Here is a 17166-nt window from a genome sequence, read left to right as displayed (position 1 = left end):
GGCATGCCCGTGCGCTGAGTCACCACTCGGGTGCCGAGTCACCAGCCGAATGCGGGCCGATGGGTGGTGATTCGGCCCTGGGGTGTTGATTCGGCGAGGGGGTGCGGACCGTGCGCGCTCGGATGCGCGCGCGGGCGTCCCGGCCCGGGTGTGCGGGCACGGTGTACGCCGATGCAATAGTTTCGACGCAACACGCCGTGTTCAGCGGTGTGGATGCCGGGTGTCGCGCGGCGTCTATGGCATCCGCGAACGCACGCACGGCTCACACCCCCGCAGCCGGCCCGCGCACGCCCCCCGGGCGCACGCCTCCGGCAAGCCTCAGGCGCTGGCGACGGTTTCGGAGGTGAGGCGGTAGCCCACGCCGCGGACGGTCTCGATGTACCGCGGGTTGTTGGGGTTGTCGCCGAGCTTGCGGCGCAGGTTGGTCATGTGCGCCTCGATGGCCCGCTTGTCGGCCTCGCCGACGAAGTAGCTCGTGACGTACGACTCTCCGCGCAGCACGAGCGTGAGGTCGGCCTTGCTGCGCACGCGTCGCTTGGATTCCATCAGCGTCGAGAGCAGGTCGAACTCGGTGCGCGTGAGGGTCAGCTCGCGCCCGGCGACGAGGACGACGCGGTGCTCGGCGTGCACGGCCAGGTCGCGGTGGACGGTCCATCCCGGACCGCCGACGGGCGGGGTGGCGGATGCCGGGGCCACAGCGTTCCCCGGGTGCGCACCCTGCGGCGGCACCCCCTGCGGCACGAGACCCTGACCGGGGGCACCCTGCCCGGGCGCACCCTGCCCAGGCGTACCCTGACCGGCGCCGCCGAACTGCGGCCCGCCGTACTGTCCGGGCGGCACAATGACCGCACCGCCCTGCTGCTGCGGGTCGGGGTACACGGGCGTCATGACGCGCTCGTCGAACACGGGGCTCGTCGGCGCGGGGTCGTACTGCGGCTGCGCGGCGGGGCGGGCACCGGGGAAGGAGGGACCGGCGGCATCCTGTCGGGGAGCGGCTGCGGCGGTCGTACCCGTCGCCCGCGGACGCCGCAGGAGCGACTCGACGCGGGCGCGGAGCTCGCGCGGACGGAAGGGCTTGACGACGTACTCGTCGGCACCGGCGCCGAGGCCGAGGACGACGTCGGCCTCCTCTTCGAGACCGGTGATCATGATGATGTAGGTGTCGCTCTGCGCGCGGATGCGGCGGGCCGCTTCGAAGCCGTCGATGCCGGGCATGTTCACGTCGAGCGTCGTGATGAGCGGCTGGTACGAGAGCACGGCGCGCACGCCGTCGATGCCGTTGCCGACGGAGACCGTCGAGAATCCTGCCGCTTCGAGCACCTCGACGATGAGGTGGCGGATGTCCGGATCGTCCTCGACGATGACCGCTGTCTTATGCATCGACATCGAATCACTCATCGCCGATTGCCCCCCGATCCAGTATGAAAGTCGGTCCTCATGCTACACACGCCTCAGCGCACGCCCTGCGTCAGTTCGACGCCGGCCTGCGGCCAGTACACGCCCGCTGCGGGCCCGCCGCTGCAGGTGCCGTCGCTCTCTCCGGGAGGTTTGATCCAGAGGTTGGTGTCGACGACGTCGTCGTGGAACGTGCCGCCGGGCTCGCCGACCGTCTGGCCGGAAGGGTTGCACCACTCGCCGCCCGATGACGCGGTGCCGTTGCGCGACGTGTCGACGATCGCGTGGGCACCGCCGAGCAGCTGTGACAGCGCGGCGGCGTAGGCGAACTCGTCGGCGGATGCCTGATAGTTCGAGACGTTCGTCGCGAACCCGCGGACGCGGTCGATGACGCCGGTCTGCCGGATGAAGTCCGCCATCTTCTCGGCGGGCAGCCAGTTGCTGTGTCCGCCGTCGATGTAGATCCAGGTGTTCGCGGTCGTCAGCCCGTCGACCGCGGTGCTCAGCTGGCGGGCGCGCTCGCCGATGTTGCCGCACTCCTCCGACAGCGCGATGCTGTCGGGCTCGAGGATGACGATCTTCTGCACCTCGGGGGCGGTGTCGAGCGCCTTGCCGATCTCGCCGACCCAGACGGGGTAGTCCTGCTCCGACAGGCCTCCCGCGGAGTGGTTGCCGCAGTCGCGCCCGGGAAGGCCGTAGACGACGAACGCGGCGGCGCGCCCCTGATCGCGTGCCTGCGAGATGAGGTCGAGGACCGTGCCGCCGGCTGTGCCGATGGGGTCCTGCTCGGGGGTGAGCCAGTACGCGGTGGGTTGTGCGGCGAGGTAGGCGGCGGCATCCTTCTCATCACCGGACAGGTCGCGGGATGCCGCGGCCACCTTCGCCTGGTCCGGCGCGATGATCGTCGTGCCCACGTGCGGGGGCTGCGCGGTGAGCGCGTGGAACCCGCGGGTCACGGCGCTGCCGATGACACCGACGAGCACGAGGACGAGAGCGAGCGCCACGATGATCGCCACGGGGACGAGTACGCGGGCCGGAGGCATCCGCAGCTTCCTGGGAGCCACTCTTGAACTCTAGCCATAGGCTTGATGCTCGATGATCACCGTCGTCTCGTACAACCTGCGCAAGCACGCCGCAGCGGGCGAACTCACCGAGCTGGTGGGCCGCTACGACGTCGACGTGCTGTGCCTGCAAGAGGTCGACACGACCGACATGCCCGAGCGCATCGGCGGACTCGTGCTGGCCGACGCGACGCGCTCGAATCGGCTGGGGCTCGCGATCTACTACCGCGAGAACGGCTTCCGCGCTGGCGCGAGCAAGACCTTCTCGCTCAAGAAGTCGTTGCACGACATCGTTCTGAAGCCGGCGGACGAACGGATGTTGGGGCTCAGCCTTCGCGACATCGACTCGGGCATGGACTTCATCGTCTCGTCGTTCCACGCTGCTCCGCTGACGGCCCTGAACTCGCTCCGGCGACACCAGATCCGCGCCGCGCTGCGCGAGCTGTCGACGCTCGGCAAGGGAGCGCCGATCCTCATGGTCGGCGACTTCAACTACCCCGTCTTCAAAGAGAACCTGAGCCAGGTGATCCGCGAGAGCGGCTACGAGCTGAGCCTCAGCGACGCGCGCACGTACACGCGGTACAAGTTCTTCAAGGGGTACTACGACTTCGCCACGTCGAGCGGGTTCGAGATCGTCCAGGTCAAGACGCTCCCGAAGGGTGCGAGTGACCACCTACCGATCCTGGTGACGGCGAAGCCGATCCAGCGGAAGTCGTCGAGCGTCGCCTGAGCCGGGCGAGCTGCCTCAGTCGCCCGGGCCCCGAGGGCTTCCTCAGTCGTCGGTGCGGTCGCGGCGGCGGCGCACCGCCGAGGCGATCACGATGACAGCGCCGGCGGCGAGGAGCGCACCGGCTCCGATCCACAGGCCCATCAGCTGGTTGCCGTCGAACCCGGCCCGCACGAGTGGGTCGCTGCTCTGCGAGGCGTCGATGACGGCGCTGGAGGTGCCGCCGGTCGAGGTCGCCGAGATGGCGGCGATGTTGTAGACGCCGCGCGCGTCCGACGGGAGGACGATGCGGATCGCGGGCAGTGCGCCCGACGCGTCGGACTCGAAGACGGCGCTCGCCGTCGAGATCGCCGTGCGGATCATGGCGAAGCGCGCGCCGGCGCCGTTCTCACCCGTGACGGTGACCGTGACGGTCTCGTTGGGCGCGAAGGTGCGGGCGTCGCACGAGAAGCTGATGGTGTCGCCCGGGCCGGCACCCGCGGCATCCGACGAACAGGCGTCGACCGGCGGGTAGATCGTGGATGCGCTCGCGACCGCGGGCGCGCCGAACGTCAGAGCGGTGAGAAGGAGAATCGTGACGAGGGCGCGGGGGGAGCGGCGCATGGGTGCTGCTTTCAGGCGAGGTACGTACCTGAGTGTAATCGAGGGCTTCCGATCTGGGGTTTCTCGCAGATGACGGTTGCGCAACGTGTCACTCGAGCGAGAGGCCGGTGCCCGCGGGCGCGCAGGACGCTCGCACGACCGGTGACAGTGTGGCATCCGCCGTGGGGGTGACCCAGGCTTCGGCGTCACGGATGGCGGTGTCGGCGGTGAGGTCGACCGACACGGTGGCGGTCTCGCCGGGCTCCAGGTCGACCGAGTACGACAGCACCTGGCGTCCGTCGACGATGGCGCCGCCGAAGGCGCGGTCGCCCGGGGGAGTGGCCGCGCTGATCGTGAAGCCCTTCGGCAGGTAGATCTCGCCGACCGTGCGGGCGGTTCCGGCGGGCACTCCGTAAGAGCCGCCGCCGGTGATGTAGTCGGGCAGCGACGCGGCGTCGGCGGGTGCGTTGTTCGTCAGACTGACCTTCAGCGACAGCGTGCGCGGAGTGGCGCCGGTACCGCACCCCGACCAGCCGAGCTGGACGGCGGGCGTCATGTAGTAGTCCATCTTCGAGCCCGTGCCGTCGTTGAAGTAGACGCCGAATCGGGCGGTGTCGGCGTCGCTCGCGGGCGGGGCGCCGGCCAGGGTCGTGTCGGCGAGGATCTTCTCGTCGTCCTCGTCCGCGCTCCAGAGGTACAGGCGGTGCTCCGCGCCGGCGCGACCGAGTGCGCTGACGAGCGCGCCCGGGTCGACCTGTCCGCCGGTCATCGCGGTGAAGACCGCCCCCGCCGCCGAGGCGAAGAACGCATCCTGCTGCCGCGGATCCTCGTAGCGCAGGTACACGTCGTTGAGCAGGAGTTGGACGACGTTCTCGCTCGTCAGCTCGTCGCCGGTGGGGAGCCGGACCGGCCCCGTGGCCTGCAGCAGGTACGACAGGGCGACCGGGTCGATCGACATGACGCTGCTGACGTCGCGCCCCTCGCGTTTGGCGAGCTCCTGCGCCAGGCGCGCGGTCAGCGAGAAGTCCGGAACCTGCGTGACGTTCTGGATGTAGCGACCCGGCTTGGCGCCGTAGAGCGAGGCGTACTCGCCCAGGTCGAGCACCGCGTCGTCGTACCGGTCGAAGTCCGCGGACGACAGCTGGCCGTCGAGCTCGATCGCCCCCTTGTCGGCGCGGAGGAACGTCGACGCACCGACGATGCCTCCTAGCGTCCGCCACTCGGCGTTGTTCTGCACGAGCAGCAGGTGGTCTCGGGGGCCGTCGGCACCGAGCATCGACGGGAGCAGCCGGCTCGCACGCGACAGGGCGTCGGTTCCCGATGCGACCTCCGACAGCAGGCCGTCCAGCGAGCCGATGGCGTCGGCGAGAGGCGGGACGAGGGGAGCGCGGTCGATCGCCTCGACGTCGTCCCGAGCGGATGCCGCAGCCCGGGCACCCTCCTCGGCGGGGCCTGCGAGCGCCGCGAAAACCGAGGTGTCGATGCGCCCGTTGACGGGCACGAACGCTTCCACGCCGAAGCCGTCGGCGACCGCGGCGATGGGCTTCGCCGTGCCGGTGACGACGTCATCGACCGCGGCAGCGGCATCCGCGACGGCCGCCAGTTGCGGACCCACCCACGGCACGCCCTCGGCGCCTCGCCAGAGCGGGTCGGAGGTCAGCTCGCGGGCGGCCGAGGTGTCACGACCCACCCGGTCGAGCGCCGCGGTGGCCGCGGAGAGATCGCCGATGTTCTCAGCGATCGCGGGGGCCTGGCGCTGCGCCGAGGCGAGGTGATCGTAGGCGAGGTAACCCCGCACGCCGATCCACCCGACGACGAACAGCACGAAGAGCAGGGCGAGCCCGAGCGCCCACACGACGACACGGCCCACGGTGCGGGCGGCGGGCGGCAGGAAGGTCTCGGGCATCGGCACGATCCTACGGTGGTGCCGCGTCGACGACGTATCAGGGAGCGAAGACCGCTCGCTCCCACCGGTCGCCGCCCGAGATCTGGGCGTGCTCGGCGGCCTCGCCTGCGGCCGCGGTGAGGCGATCCAGGTCGTAGTCGGCCAAGGGGGCAGCAGCGACGCCGATGCTCGCCGAGAGGCGGATCGGGACGGCGGGCTGATCGGTCAGCGTGCCGATGCGGTCGAGCAGGCGAGACAGAAGGCCGCGCACGGCGGTGTCGGGCCGGGGGAGCAGGACGAGGACCTGCGTCGGCGAGACGGCGTGGATGTCGGCCTCGGGGGGCATGACCGCGCGGATGTCATCGGCGAAGCGGGCCGTGATGCGCTGGAACGCTCGTCCGCTCGAGGCGTCGAGCAGCTCGCCGGCGTCATCGAGGCGCACGTCGATCAGCGACCACCAGCGGTCGCCGGCCACCTGAGCCCGCGCCAGTCGATCGCGGGCCACGCCGAAGAACTCGACGGTCTGCTGCTGCTCGTTCGTCTGCGCCCCCCGCCGTGCGAGGTAGAGCAGCGTCACGAGGGCGCAGATGAGATACAGCAGCGCCACGACCTCGTTGAGGTCGTATAGGTCCTGCAGGTCCGCCTCGGTCTCGCCGATCGTGCCCTCCGCCAGGCGGATGAGCCCGTCGATCGCGACGAGAACGGCCAGGCCGACGAACCCGCACGCGACGACGATGAGCGGCAGTGACATCTCGCGTTCGGCTTTGCGCAGGCGCAGCAGCTCCCACGCGGCGAGACCGGCGGTGGCGGCGGCGAGGAGGAACGACACCCGGAACACGGTGCCGTACGCGAGGGTCTCGGCGGTCAGGCCGAGGACCACGGTGGCCGCGCTGAACACGACGATGGTCGGGACCAACATGATCGGCTCCCGGCCGCGGCGGGCGCGCAGGCCGATCCAGACGAAGGCGACGGCGCACAGGATGGGGCCGTGGGCGGCTCCGCGCAGGTGATGCGAACCGATCTGGTCGGCCGCGACGAGCAGATAGCAGCTCAGCATCGCGAGGGCGAAGCCGGAGGACCAGATGGATGCCGCGCGCCCCGGATGCGGCAAAAAGCCGAGCCCGATCATGATGATCGTGCAGGTCGTCGCGACCGCGACGAGCACGATCGTCACGTCGATGTGCTCCATCAGTACGCCCCCTCGCTGCGGCCTGCGGCGGGCAGACGGACCGTGACGGTCGTCCCGCGTCCGAGAGCGCTCTCCACGGTGATGCTACCCCCGTGGCTCTCGACGATATCGCGCGCGATCCCCATGCCGAGGCCGGTGCCGGGCACGCCGCCCTCCTGCGCGGTCTGCGCGCGGAAGTAGGGCGTGAAGACGCGCTCGACGTCGTCGGCGGACATGCCGATCCCCTCGTCGGCGATGGTCACGGCGACCCAACCGTCGTCGTCGACCGCCGCGGCTACACGGAGCGTTCCGCGGTCGCTGTACTTGATGGCGTTGCTCAGGACGTTGTCGACGACCTGGCGCAGGCGGAACTCGTCGCCCTCGACGACGAGCGGGCCGGCGACGACGGCGTCCACCACCAATTCCGACGCGGATGCCGCGGGCGTGAACGCCTCGATCGCCGAGGTGACCAGGGCGGCAGCGTCGAAGCGCGCGCGGTGGACGTCGGCATCCGTTGCCGGAGCGAGAATCCCCTGAATGAGGGTGAGCATTCGCTCGCTGGCGGATTCGATGACGTTCACGTGGTCGCGCTGCGCAGGCGTGAGGGGGGCGCCTTCGAGGAGCAGATCGGCGTGGCCGAGGATCGCGGTGAGGGGGTTCCGCAGCTCATGTGCGATCACCCGCGAGACGTGCGGACGTTCTTGCTGGGCTTCGGCCACGGCGGTGAGGTCCTCGAGTTCGACGACGAAGGTGTCCTCGCCAATCGAGTTCGCGCCTGCCGGGCGGATCGAGAGCCCGAGGGCGCGCCAGGTCCCGCTGCGGTCGAAGAGCCATAGGCGCTCGTGTTCGACGACCTCGCCTCGGCCCGCGCGTGCGAGAGCGGTCTCGGCCGGGGCCAGGGCGCGGCCGCGGAAGCCGGAGTACTCGACCGCGCCCCCCACCGGGAAGCGGAGGTCCTGCGCGTCGAGCGAGTAGAGCTCGCGGTAGGCGGCGTTCGCCGAGACGATCTCACCGCCGCGCGCCACCCGGGCGAGGGCGACGCCGATCGAGTCGAAGACCGTGTTGACCCGTTGCTCCGCCGACTGCACGCGTTCGACGGTGGCCGCAAGCCGCCGCGCCTGATTGCGAGCGAGGTAGCGGAACGCGCGCATTCGTTGGGCGCCCACCGAAATCGTGATGGCGAGGAAGGCGAGAGCCAGCATGACGATCAGCAGCTCCACGACCACGTCGGGCGAGAGGTTCCAGTGATCGGGGTCGGCGAGGTTCATGAGCGCGACGGCGGCCAGCGACGCCACGATCTCGAGGGTGCCGTAGTAGGTCGCGATCCAGGCGATGGGGAAGACCCACAAGAAGCCGAGGCTCGGCTGGCTGAGGGTCAGCAGCCCGATCGCGACGATGTCGACGAGGGGCAGGACGAAAGCCGCGTGCTTGGGGATCCGCGCCCACGGTGTGACGAGGGTCGCGATCGACGCGATGACGATGACGAGGATGCCGAAGAGGAAGCCCGGGGTGGCGAGCAGGCCGACGTCGAGGACGCCGACCGCGACGGTGATCGCCACGACGCTGAAGGTGAAGATCAACTGCCATTGCCACACCGACCGGACGCGCGTGCCGATCAGCTGGTTATCCGCCCAGCGGCTCTCCACTGCGTGGCGTTCGGTTGTCGGCATCAGGTTGGCTCCGCCGCCAGTGTGGCACGGATCGAGGGACGCCCGTCAATGCGCGCTCGCGCCCGGAACGAGGACCGCACGCACCGTCTTGACGAGGATGACGATGTCGTTCGTCAGCGACCAGTTCTCGACGTAGTAGAGGTCGAGGCGTACCGCGTCCTCCCACTCCATCGTCGAGCGGCCACTGACCTGCCAGAGACCGGTGATCCCGGGGCGAGCGAGCAGGCGGCGTTTGGCCGCGTCCGTGTAGAGGGCGACTTCGGCGGCGATCTGCGGACGGGGGCCGACGATGCTCATCGACCCGCCCAGGACGTTGAACAGCTGGGGTAGCTCGTCGAGCGAGTACTTGCGGATGAAGCGCCCGATCGGCGTGATGCGGGGATCGTTCTGGATCTTGAAGAGCGGCTTCTCGCTCGTGCCCTGCGCTTCGAGAAGCGCCTTCAGCTCCTGGTCGGCGCCGACGCGCATCGACCGGAACTTGAGCATGTGGAAGGGGATGCCCGACAGGCCGATGCGCTGCTGGCGGTAGAGCAGCGGGCCGGGCGACGACATCTTCACGGCCAGGGCGACGCCGGCGAGAACCGGGGAGGCGACGACGATCAGGGTGACGGAGCAGACGATGTCGAAGGTCCGCTTGACGAGGCGCTGGCCCTTGCCGAACTTCGGCGTCTCGACGTGGATGAGGGGCAGTCCCGACACGGGGCGAGTGTGAATCCGGGGACCGGCGATGTCGGCGATGCCCGGGGCGAGGACGAGATGCTGGCGGCCTGATTCGAGGCCCCACGAGATCTCCTTCACCTTGTCCACGGGGAGCTCGTCGGTGCTCGTGACGACAACGGTGTCCGCACCGCAGGCGGTCATCGCATCGGCGACTGACGTGATCGATCCCATGATGGGGATGTCGGTTCCGGGGATGGTCTCGGCGACGGCACCGGTCGGAACACACGCGCCGACGAGGTGGTATCCGGCCGTGGGGGTTCGCAGAAGCTCGGTCGCCGTCTCGAGCACCGAGCGCCGGGACCCCACCAGGAGCACTCGTGCCGAGAACGCGCCGGATGCCCGCTGCGCGACGAGCCACTGACGCCACAGCCACCGTTCGAACAGCAGCAGAAGGATGCCGAGCGGCAGGCTGATGAGCAGGAACCCGCGGGCGACCTCGGTCTGCGTGAGGAAGGCGACGATCGCGATCACTCCGAAAAGGGTCACGCTGGACCGCGTGATCCTGGTGTACTCGACCGTCCCGCCGCCGATGACGCGGTGATCGCGGGTGTCGGCGAGGCTGAGGGTCAGCATCCACACGAGGATGAGGGCGGCCGAGAACCCCCAGTAGGAGACCTCGCCGGCGACGCGCCCCGTCTGTATCGCGAGATCCGCGGCGCCGAGACCGAACCAGGCGATCTGCGTGCCGTAGACGACCCAGATGAGGACGAGCAGATCGCTGAGCCACAGGCGGCGGGCGTACGTGCGGCGCCAGTTCCGTACCGGTTCGGGGCGGCGGACGCGTACGACGGTGGCGCCGCTCTCTTCCGAATCCGTCGTCATGGTGTCTGCCATGCTTCCGCCACTCCCCCCGGAACACCCATTGCCTGAGCGAACGCTAGCAGTGCGGTGTGACGGAGATGTGACGACGATGACCTCATGCGTCGCCGTCGGTGAGCGCGGGCAGGCGGAGCACGGCTGACACGCCGCGGCCCGCCTCGGAGGTCACGGTGACGTCGCCGCCGTTGCGCCGCGCGAGATCGCGCGCGCTGCCGAGGCCCAGCCCGACGCCCGACGACCCGCGGCCCTCGGCTTCGGGCCCGCGGTAGAACCGGTCGAAGGCTTGACGCAGGGTGGTCGGCGACATGCCGGGGCCGTCGTCGGTCACCGAGATGAGCACGTCGTCGTCGACACGGGTGGCCTCGAGTGTGACGGTGCCGTTTTCGGCGAAGGTGACGGCGTTCGATACCAGGTTCGAGAGGGCACGCTCGGCGTCGCCGTCGCTCGCCCGCACGACGAGACCGCACGGCTCGGTGATGATCGAGGCGCGTCGGGTCGAGGCTTCCGTGGCGAACGCGGTCTGCACGCGCGAGATGAGGGAGTCGACGGCGATCGCGTCGCTGCTGTGCGACTCTCGGGCGTCGATCATCGTGTCGATGAGGCCCTGCAGTCGCTCGGCGCCGCGGCGCGCGGCGCCGAGCCACGAGCGCTGCTGATCGTCGAGCCGGGTGTCGAGCAGCAGGTCGGTGTATCCGAGCATGTTCGTCAGGGGCGTGCGGAGTTCGTGGCTCGTCGCCACCGCGAAGTCCTCGCGCTGGCGCTGCAGCTCGAGCTGCTCGGCGAGGGCGGCGACGCGAGCGCGTTCGGCTCGGGCGATGTCCTCTGCCGCGGTGAGGGCGATCGCGGCGTTGGCGCGTCCTTCGTACCGCGCCGCCGAGACGAGCAGGCTGAAGACCCCCACGGTGCTCATGAAGACCACGAGGGTCACCGGTGAGGTGCGCGACGCCGCCAGGTCGAAGCCGAACGAGCCGCCGGCGGTGAGGGTCAGGAGCAGAGCGGCGACGCAGATGAGCAGGGACTGGACGATCGCGAATCGGATCGGGAAGCGAAGGCACGCCGCGGCCAGGACCGCGAACACCAGGAAGCTCACCTCCGTGGCGCCGCCGGGGCCGAAGGTGAGGAAGAGAGTGGCTGCAGCGACCGCGGCGTGGACAGCGACTTCGATCGGATTCGCCCGGTGTCGCTCCCGGGCCGGGAGGACGGCGAGCGCCCCGATCAGCATCACCGCAGAGCCGTGCGACGCGAAAGCGACGATCGCCACCGAGGCGAACGAGGCGCCGGCGAGTAGCGCCCCCGTGCCGGCGATCGTGAGTCCCAGCACCAGCGCACCCAGCAGGGCCGCGCTGACGAAGCGGACGGCGTTCCCGAGTGTGTCGAGCCGGAACGAATCCCGCTGCCGACCGAGGGCTGCGAGGAAGACCACGATCTCGACGGTGTTGCACAGCCCGTACAGCAGGCCGAGATACCAGGGTCGGCCGACGAGGATGTTCGTCGTGACGGTGGCGAGGGGGATGGTCAGCATCAGCCACGTGCGGCCCTGCCGCGGCACCCGGAGGGCGAACCAGGCGGCGGCGCCCGCGGCGGGCCACCACCAGGCAATGGGGAGCTCGGGCGACTGGAGCGTGAGACCGGCCAGACTCGTCACGAAGAGGCAGGCGAGGGCGGTGAACCAGTAGCCCCAGCGACGCCCGCGCGACCACCCCGTGGGAGGCGCCTTCCCTGCGGCGGTGGCGGTCGTCACGCGTACACCGTACATCGCGGTCATCCCGCGTGTAGTCTCGTGCCATCGCCGATGTCTCGATCGGCTAGTGAAACCCCGAGGTAGGCCGCAATGGCATCTGTCCTGGTCGTCGAAGACGACATCGACGTGGCCTCGCTGCTCAGTTACGTACTCCAAGGTGTCGGGCACGATGTCGAAGTCGCGCACGACGGTGGTGCCGGGCTCGAGCGGGCTTTCCAGCGGCATCCCGACATGGTCATCCTCGACTGGATGATGCCGATCAAGACGGGCATCGAAGTGTGTTCCACGCTGCGCGCCGACCCCGACTTCTCGTCGACGCGCATCCTCATGCTCACCGCTCGCTCGTCCCCCCAGGACGTCGCTCAGGCGCACGCCGCGGGCATCGACGACTACGTCGTGAAGCCGTTCACGCCGCGTCAGTTGCGCGAGCGCGTCGCGGCTCTGCTCGAGACCGCCTGACTTAGGTCGTGGCGCTCGGCGCCGACGGCAGCGGGAACAGCCCCTCCAGGACGACGCGGTCGCCCGCCTGACGCAGGACCGTGCGCGCTCCGCGCGTTCCGATGCCGGCGACACGTTCACCCGTCGACGGAGTCGCCGCGGCGAGGATGCCGGGACTCGAGACGCGAGCGGTGATCGCCTCGCCGCTGCGGTCGATCCTGATGTCGGCCCACCGGGCGCCGGAGTGCTTGACGGCATTCACGAGCCCTTCATTGATGAGACCGTGAACGGCGTCGGCGACGGCCGGGGCCGACAGCCCGGCGCGTGCGTCATCTGCGACGGTGAGCGTCACGTCCATCACGACCGACCACGCGCGCACGAGGTCGTCGATGTCCTCGCCGTCATCCGTCGTAGGGGTGTCACCGGCGCGGACCTCGTCGAGGATGTCGTCGGTCTGCGTGCGGAACGCCTCGAGGGTGCCGACATCGGGGACGTTCTCATCGACGTGCGCCGCGAGGATCACGCACCGCCCCTGCAACCGGCCGTGCAGCACGTCGATCGCACGCTGCAAGGGCGCCGCGGTCGTGTCGACCTCGGCGGCGAGCCGGCGGGCCGACGCGAGCAGCACCGTCGTGGCGCGTCGCTCTTCTATGCGGGCTCGTCGGTAGGCGTCGACGGACAGGCTGATGACGGCAGCGACGAGCGGCACCCCGAGGAGGGGAACGAGACCGAGCGAGCCGACGGCCGGGATGAGGGTGAACGTGAGCGTCATGACGGCGGCGCCGGCCGCCAGCCACACGGCCAGGAACACGATGCCGCGCAGTCGGGGTCGCAGACGGCGAGCGGCGCGGAGGAGGACGAAGGCGACGAGATCGATCGCGACGCATGCCACGATCGCGGTCGCCGCAACCGACGGTCCGCCGTGCGCCAGGCCGAAGGGCAACGTCGCGGCGACATAGGTCAGCCCGACGGCGAGCGGAGGCGTCGCGCCGAGCCTGCCCATGACGGGAAGGCGCCGGCGCTCGCCGAGGTCGTCGTCAAGGGTGCCCGGCGCGGGTCCGGTGGGAAGCGAGTCGAGGTGGTGGGATGCCGCGCGCACGCTGTTCGAGTAATCGCGCACCCGCTCGTAGGTCACCTCGGACGCGAGAAGAGCGTCGCGCGAGGTCCGCAGCTCGTCCACGAGACGGTGGCGTGCGGCCGTGGCCGCGTCGCGCAGGCGACGGACCTCGGCGATGCCGGCACGCATCTGCACTCCCGCGAGCTGAAGGCGTTCCGTCGTGGCACGAAGGCGGCGGTGGTAGATGATGGCGACGGCGCAGACGGTGAACAGCGCGACGCAGGTGACGAGGTTCGTGGTGATTCGCGTCGTCCAGTTGCCGCCGGTGGACGTCGCGAACACGAGGGTGCTGATCGCGCCGTTGACGAACGGACGGATGCCGGAGATCGCCATGGTCGCGCCGGCGACCACGAACCCTCGAGCGACGCGGTTCGTGAGGCGCCGTTCGCCCCACGCGGCGGCGAGGCCGATGGCGATGAGCAGGGGAGATCCGAGGGCGGCGACCGTCACGCCGCGGAGGTAGCCACCGAAAGACGGCGATCCGACGCTCGGGACACTGAGCAGCACACCGACGGCGAGGGCGAGGATCAACGACCAGCGCGTGAAGTACTCACCGCTGACGAACGTCGCCCCCAGGGCCCGCCAGACGCGGACGGCGCTGCGCATCACCGCGGCGTGCTGACGAGGTCGTCCCCCGCCCAGACTCGGATCGCGTCGGCGGTGACGGCGAGAGCGACGGGGCCGTCGGCATCCACGTCGAGGCACTCGAGAGGGGCAGCGTCGGGTGCGAGGGATGACACCTGCAGCCCGTCGCAGTCCGAGCGCACGAGGGCGCCGATGATCTGCCCGTCGCCCACGTCGAGGGCGGTGACCCCGTCGCCGATCTCGGTCGTCTCGCCGTCGGTGATCTCGTACGCGGTGCCGTCGCAGATGAACGCGGCCGTCTCGCCCGAAGCGCGAAGGGCCCAGGGCTGCTCGCACGGTGCGTCGCGGCGGGCGCCGTCGAGGACGACGGTCGACCCGTCGAGGTAGGTGGACTGCGGGAGGAGGTCGTCGTAGGGCGACCAGAACCGCCCCTTCGTGAAGGTGCGCAGGGCCTGCGTTTCGCAGTCCGCTCCGACGTCGGCGACGATGTCGGCTTCGGTCTCGGCGAAGGGGGTGAGATCGCGCAGCTGCGCGATGTCGCGATAGGTGGGGGTGACGTCGGACCAGGTGGCGCCGTCGTCGTCGGAGCGCTCGATGATTGGGGCAGCGTCGCCGCACTGTCCGGCTGTTGCGCGCCACATGGCGCCGGCGCCGACCGCGAGGAAGCGCTCGGCGGCATCGGGCGCGGTGGGTTCCTCGGCGGAGGCGATCGGCGTCGGGGTCGGGGTCGATGAGGGGGAAGAGCCGATCGATGGTGCGGGCTTCGCGACCGTCTCGGGGCCGGCCCCACGTCCGCGGTCCAGCGCGAGCACCACGAGAGCGCCGACGGCGACGGTGAGCGCGACCACGAGGACCGCGATCACCGCCGAGGGCATTCCGCGGCGGACGGGCGAGCGGTGTGCCATGCGTCAGCGAGTGCCGACGTCGCCTGCGCTTCGCGCGTCGCGTCGCGAGTCGAAGCCGGTGTCGCCGATCAACGAGGCCGTATCGGGGACGACCGCGACCGGCGTCTTGCGCTTACGTCCGCGGGCGGCTTTGGGCTGCTCCTGCGTGTAGCCGTAGCCATACCCGTAGCCGTACCCGTTGTAATAGGAGTCAGGTCCGCGGGTGGGCACCATCGACATGACGAACCCGGCCACCTTCGCGCCGACCGTGTGCAGCGCCTCGACGGCGCCTTCGAGCTGGTGCCGCGTGACTCGACCGGCCGAGGCGATGAGGATCGCGCCGCTCGTGCCGCGGGCGAGGATGGCGGCGTCGGTGACGGGCAGCAGCGGGGGAGCGTCGCACAGCACGACGTCGAAGTCGCGCTCGAGCACCTCGAGGAGGGTCGCCATCTGCTTCGACCCGAGCAGCTCGCTCGGGTTGGGCGGGATCTTGCCGGCGGGCAGCACGAAGAGGCTGCGGCCACCCCACGGGAGCATGACGTCGCCGACGCGCACACGGCCGATGAGCACGTCGGTCAGGCCGACGCCGCCTTCGATGCCGAGGTATTCGGCGACCTTGGGCTTGCGCAGGTCGGTGTCGAGCAGTGCGACTTTCTTGCCGGCGTCGGCGAGGGCGATCGCGAGGTTGATCGTCGTGGTCGACTTGCCTTCACTGGGAACCGAACTCGTCACGACGAAGCTCGCACGGCCACCCATGTCGAGGAACTGCAGGTTGGTGCGGAGCGCGCGGAACGACTCGGCCCGCGGGCTGAGGGGGTCGGCGTGGACGATGAGCGGGCGCTCTTTCGCCTTCGCGTCGTAGGCGATCGCACCGAGCGACGGGGCGGCCGTGATGCCCTCCGCGTCACGCGGGGTGCGGACCTTGTTGTCGAGGACGGTGCGCAGGACGGCGACGCCGACGCCGAGTGCGAGGCCGACGAGCACGCCGAGCGCGAGGTTGAGCGGGACGTTCGGGCTGGCCGGCGCGAGAGCGGGCTGCGCGTCGCTGACGCGGGTTAGCCGCACGGGGCTGCCGCCCTCGATCTCGGGTTCGATCTCGGGGACGACTTTCGAGAGGCTCGCCGCAGCTTGGTTCGCAAGGTTGGCCGCGACGACAGGGTCGGGGTCCGTCGCGGTGATCGTGATGATCGTTGTGTTGAGTGCCGAGGACGCCGTGATTTGCTTCTCGAGTGCGTCTGCCGTCACCCCTAGGTCGAGGTCGGCGATCACCGGGTTGAGGACGATCGGGGTCGTCACCAGCCCGACATACGTGTTGATGCGGGTCTGCGCGAAGTTGGCGCCCTGCTGGATGTCGGATGCCGTTCCGCCGGTCTGCGTCGATACGGCGACGCTGCTCGACGACTCGTACACGGGCGTGCGGGTCAGAGAGTATGCCGCTGCCGCGCCCAGGCCGACCAGCGTCAACACGACGATGATCAGCCAGTTCTTGCGGAGGACGCGGATGTAGTCGCTGAGCTCCATGGTGCCTCTCGTGGTGCCGCCCGGCGGGCGTAGGGTCAATGCGGCTCAGTCTGCCATAGGGGTGTGTCGGACAAATGACGCGAGAGGATCGCACCGTGACCTATCTCCCCGACGACGTGTACGCCCTCATAGAGGAATCGGTGCCCGTCTTGTGCGTCGACTTCGTGCCGGTACGAACGAACGCACAGGGTCGCGAGGTCGGTCTCATCCTGCGCGATTCACCGTTCGGAGCCGTGTGGTGTCACCTCGGCGGGCGTGTCATGCGTGGCGAGACGCTCGTGAGTGCACTACGACGTCACGCCTCCGACACCCTGGATGTTGATATCGCCGTTGACGCGAACGCGCAGCCACATCACGTCTACGAATGGTTCCCGGTCGAACTCGCTCCGCGCGACGGAACGAAGCATGGACAGGATCCACGCAAGCACTCCGTCGGGTTGTCCTACGTAATGGAGATAATCGGCGAGCCCGCGCCCCGAAACGAGGCGACGGCGTTCGGCTACTTCCCCGTCGACGACCTCCCCGAACCGATGTGGCCGGGATCGGAAGCGTTGGTGCGCCACTTACTCAGCTGATCCGGTCGCCGATCCACCAGTCCGAGATCCTCGCCATCTCCGCGGCGATCGATTGGTGCCGGGGATGTGACCGAAACGCCGCGAATGCTTCGGCGTCTGAGAACTCGGCTTCTTCGATGACGATGCGTCCCTTGCGCTCGTCGAGAGATCGCGCGATGTGCCAGCTCACTATTCCCGGCAGATCCGCAAGTGAGGTCAGCTGCCCGATGGCATGCGCCACATCGTGCTCGTCGACATCGTCATGGACCCGGAAGAGCACGATGTGGCGATACGCCATG

15 protein-coding genes are annotated in these 17166 nt (G+C 69.8%); 3 read left to right on the top strand and 12 right to left on the bottom strand.

What is annotated here, in order from left to right; translation table 11 throughout:
- Window positions 1-318: 318 nt before the first annotated feature.
- Together BLP38_RS09735 and BLP38_RS09730 are read right to left on the bottom strand one after the other, a co-directional pair.
- Window positions 319-1398: a response regulator transcription factor gene (locus BLP38_RS09735; protein WP_231916475.1), complete on the bottom strand. Its 1080-nt coding sequence runs from the start codon at window positions 1396-1398 to the stop codon at window positions 319-321.
- A 53-nt stretch (window positions 1399-1451) separates the two neighbouring features.
- Window positions 1452-2459, bottom strand: a complete 1008-nt coding sequence (locus BLP38_RS09730; protein ID WP_231916474.1) for a glycoside hydrolase family 6 protein — start codon at window positions 2457-2459, stop codon at window positions 1452-1454.
- Window positions 2460-2490: 31 nt separating this feature from the next.
- Here BLP38_RS09730 and BLP38_RS09725 point away from each other — a divergent pair, with 31 nt between their 5' ends.
- Entirely contained in the window at window positions 2491-3186 is a 696-nt protein-coding gene (locus BLP38_RS09725) for an endonuclease/exonuclease/phosphatase family protein (RefSeq protein ID WP_091356690.1), read from the top strand.
- Window positions 3187-3228: 42 nt separating this feature from the next.
- Here BLP38_RS09725 and BLP38_RS09720 read toward each other — a convergent pair whose 3' ends face one another.
- The 6 genes from BLP38_RS09720 to BLP38_RS09695 all read right to left on the bottom strand — a co-directional run bounded on the left by BLP38_RS09720 (window position 3229) and on the right by BLP38_RS09695 (window position 11768).
- Window positions 3229-3786 (bottom strand): cell wall protein, encoded by a 558-nt coding sequence (locus BLP38_RS09720; RefSeq protein ID WP_091356686.1) that lies wholly within the window; start codon window positions 3784-3786, stop codon window positions 3229-3231.
- 88 nt (window positions 3787-3874) lie between these two features.
- A complete protein-coding gene (locus BLP38_RS09715; RefSeq protein ID WP_091356682.1) occupies window positions 3875-5671 on the bottom strand; it encodes a DUF4012 domain-containing protein in 1797 nt (598 codons plus the stop codon).
- Window positions 5672-5708: 37 nt separating this feature from the next.
- Complete coding sequence (locus BLP38_RS09710; protein WP_091356679.1) at window positions 5709-6839, bottom strand: hypothetical protein; 1131 nt, start codon at window positions 6837-6839, stop codon at window positions 5709-5711.
- Complete coding sequence (locus BLP38_RS09705; protein ID WP_091356675.1) at window positions 6839-8488, bottom strand: sensor histidine kinase; 1650 nt, start codon at window positions 8486-8488, stop codon at window positions 6839-6841. Before BLP38_RS09705 ends, BLP38_RS09710 begins: the two co-directional genes overlap by 1 nt.
- 45 nt (window positions 8489-8533) lie before the next feature.
- Complete coding sequence (locus tag BLP38_RS09700; protein WP_091356672.1) at window positions 8534-10042, bottom strand: sugar transferase; 1509 nt, start codon at window positions 10040-10042, stop codon at window positions 8534-8536.
- An 82-nt stretch (window positions 10043-10124) separates the two neighbouring features.
- Entirely contained in the window at window positions 10125-11768 is a 1644-nt protein-coding gene (locus tag BLP38_RS09695; protein WP_172824692.1) for a sensor histidine kinase, read from the bottom strand.
- Between the two features lie 90 nt (window positions 11769-11858).
- On the opposite strand from BLP38_RS09695, the gene BLP38_RS09690 reads away from it, so the two are divergent.
- On the top strand, window positions 11859-12227 hold the full coding sequence (locus tag BLP38_RS09690) for a response regulator transcription factor (RefSeq protein ID WP_091356666.1): 369 nt from the start codon (window positions 11859-11861) through the stop codon (window positions 12225-12227).
- A gap of 1 nt (window position 12228) precedes the next feature.
- Here the strand turns inward: BLP38_RS09690 and BLP38_RS09685 are convergent, their stop codons facing one another.
- The 3 genes from BLP38_RS09685 to BLP38_RS09675 are packed head-to-tail and all read right to left on the bottom strand — an operon-like array spanning window position 12229 to window position 16313.
- Window positions 12229-13929, bottom strand: a complete 1701-nt coding sequence (locus BLP38_RS09685; protein ID WP_091356663.1) for a hypothetical protein — start codon at window positions 13927-13929, stop codon at window positions 12229-12231.
- Window positions 13929-14813, bottom strand: a complete 885-nt coding sequence (locus tag BLP38_RS09680) for a hypothetical protein (RefSeq protein WP_091356659.1) — start codon at window positions 14811-14813, stop codon at window positions 13929-13931. Before BLP38_RS09680 ends, BLP38_RS09685 begins: the two co-directional genes overlap by 1 nt.
- Before the next feature lie 3 nt (window positions 14814-14816).
- Complete coding sequence (locus tag BLP38_RS09675; RefSeq protein ID WP_091356656.1) at window positions 14817-16313, bottom strand: polysaccharide biosynthesis tyrosine autokinase; 1497 nt, start codon at window positions 16311-16313, stop codon at window positions 14817-14819.
- Between the two features lie 95 nt (window positions 16314-16408).
- Here BLP38_RS09675 and BLP38_RS09670 point away from each other — a divergent pair, with 95 nt between their 5' ends.
- Entirely contained in the window at window positions 16409-16888 is a 480-nt protein-coding gene (locus tag BLP38_RS09670) for a DUF4916 domain-containing protein (protein ID WP_157681092.1), read from the top strand.
- On the opposite strand, the gene BLP38_RS09665 is transcribed toward BLP38_RS09670, so the two are convergent.
- Complete coding sequence (locus BLP38_RS09665; protein WP_231916473.1) at window positions 16881-17147, bottom strand: Dabb family protein; 267 nt, start codon at window positions 17145-17147, stop codon at window positions 16881-16883. The two genes, BLP38_RS09670 and BLP38_RS09665, sit on opposite strands and share 8 nt — an antisense overlap.
- Window positions 17148-17166: the final 19 nt, after the last annotated feature.

Source organism: Microbacterium sp. LKL04 (assembly GCF_900102005.1).
Taxonomy (GTDB): Bacteria; Actinomycetota; Actinomycetes; order Actinomycetales; family Microbacteriaceae; genus Microbacterium.
The sequence above is the reverse complement of the archived record's forward strand: the minus strand, read 5'-3'. Positions and strand labels throughout refer to the sequence as shown.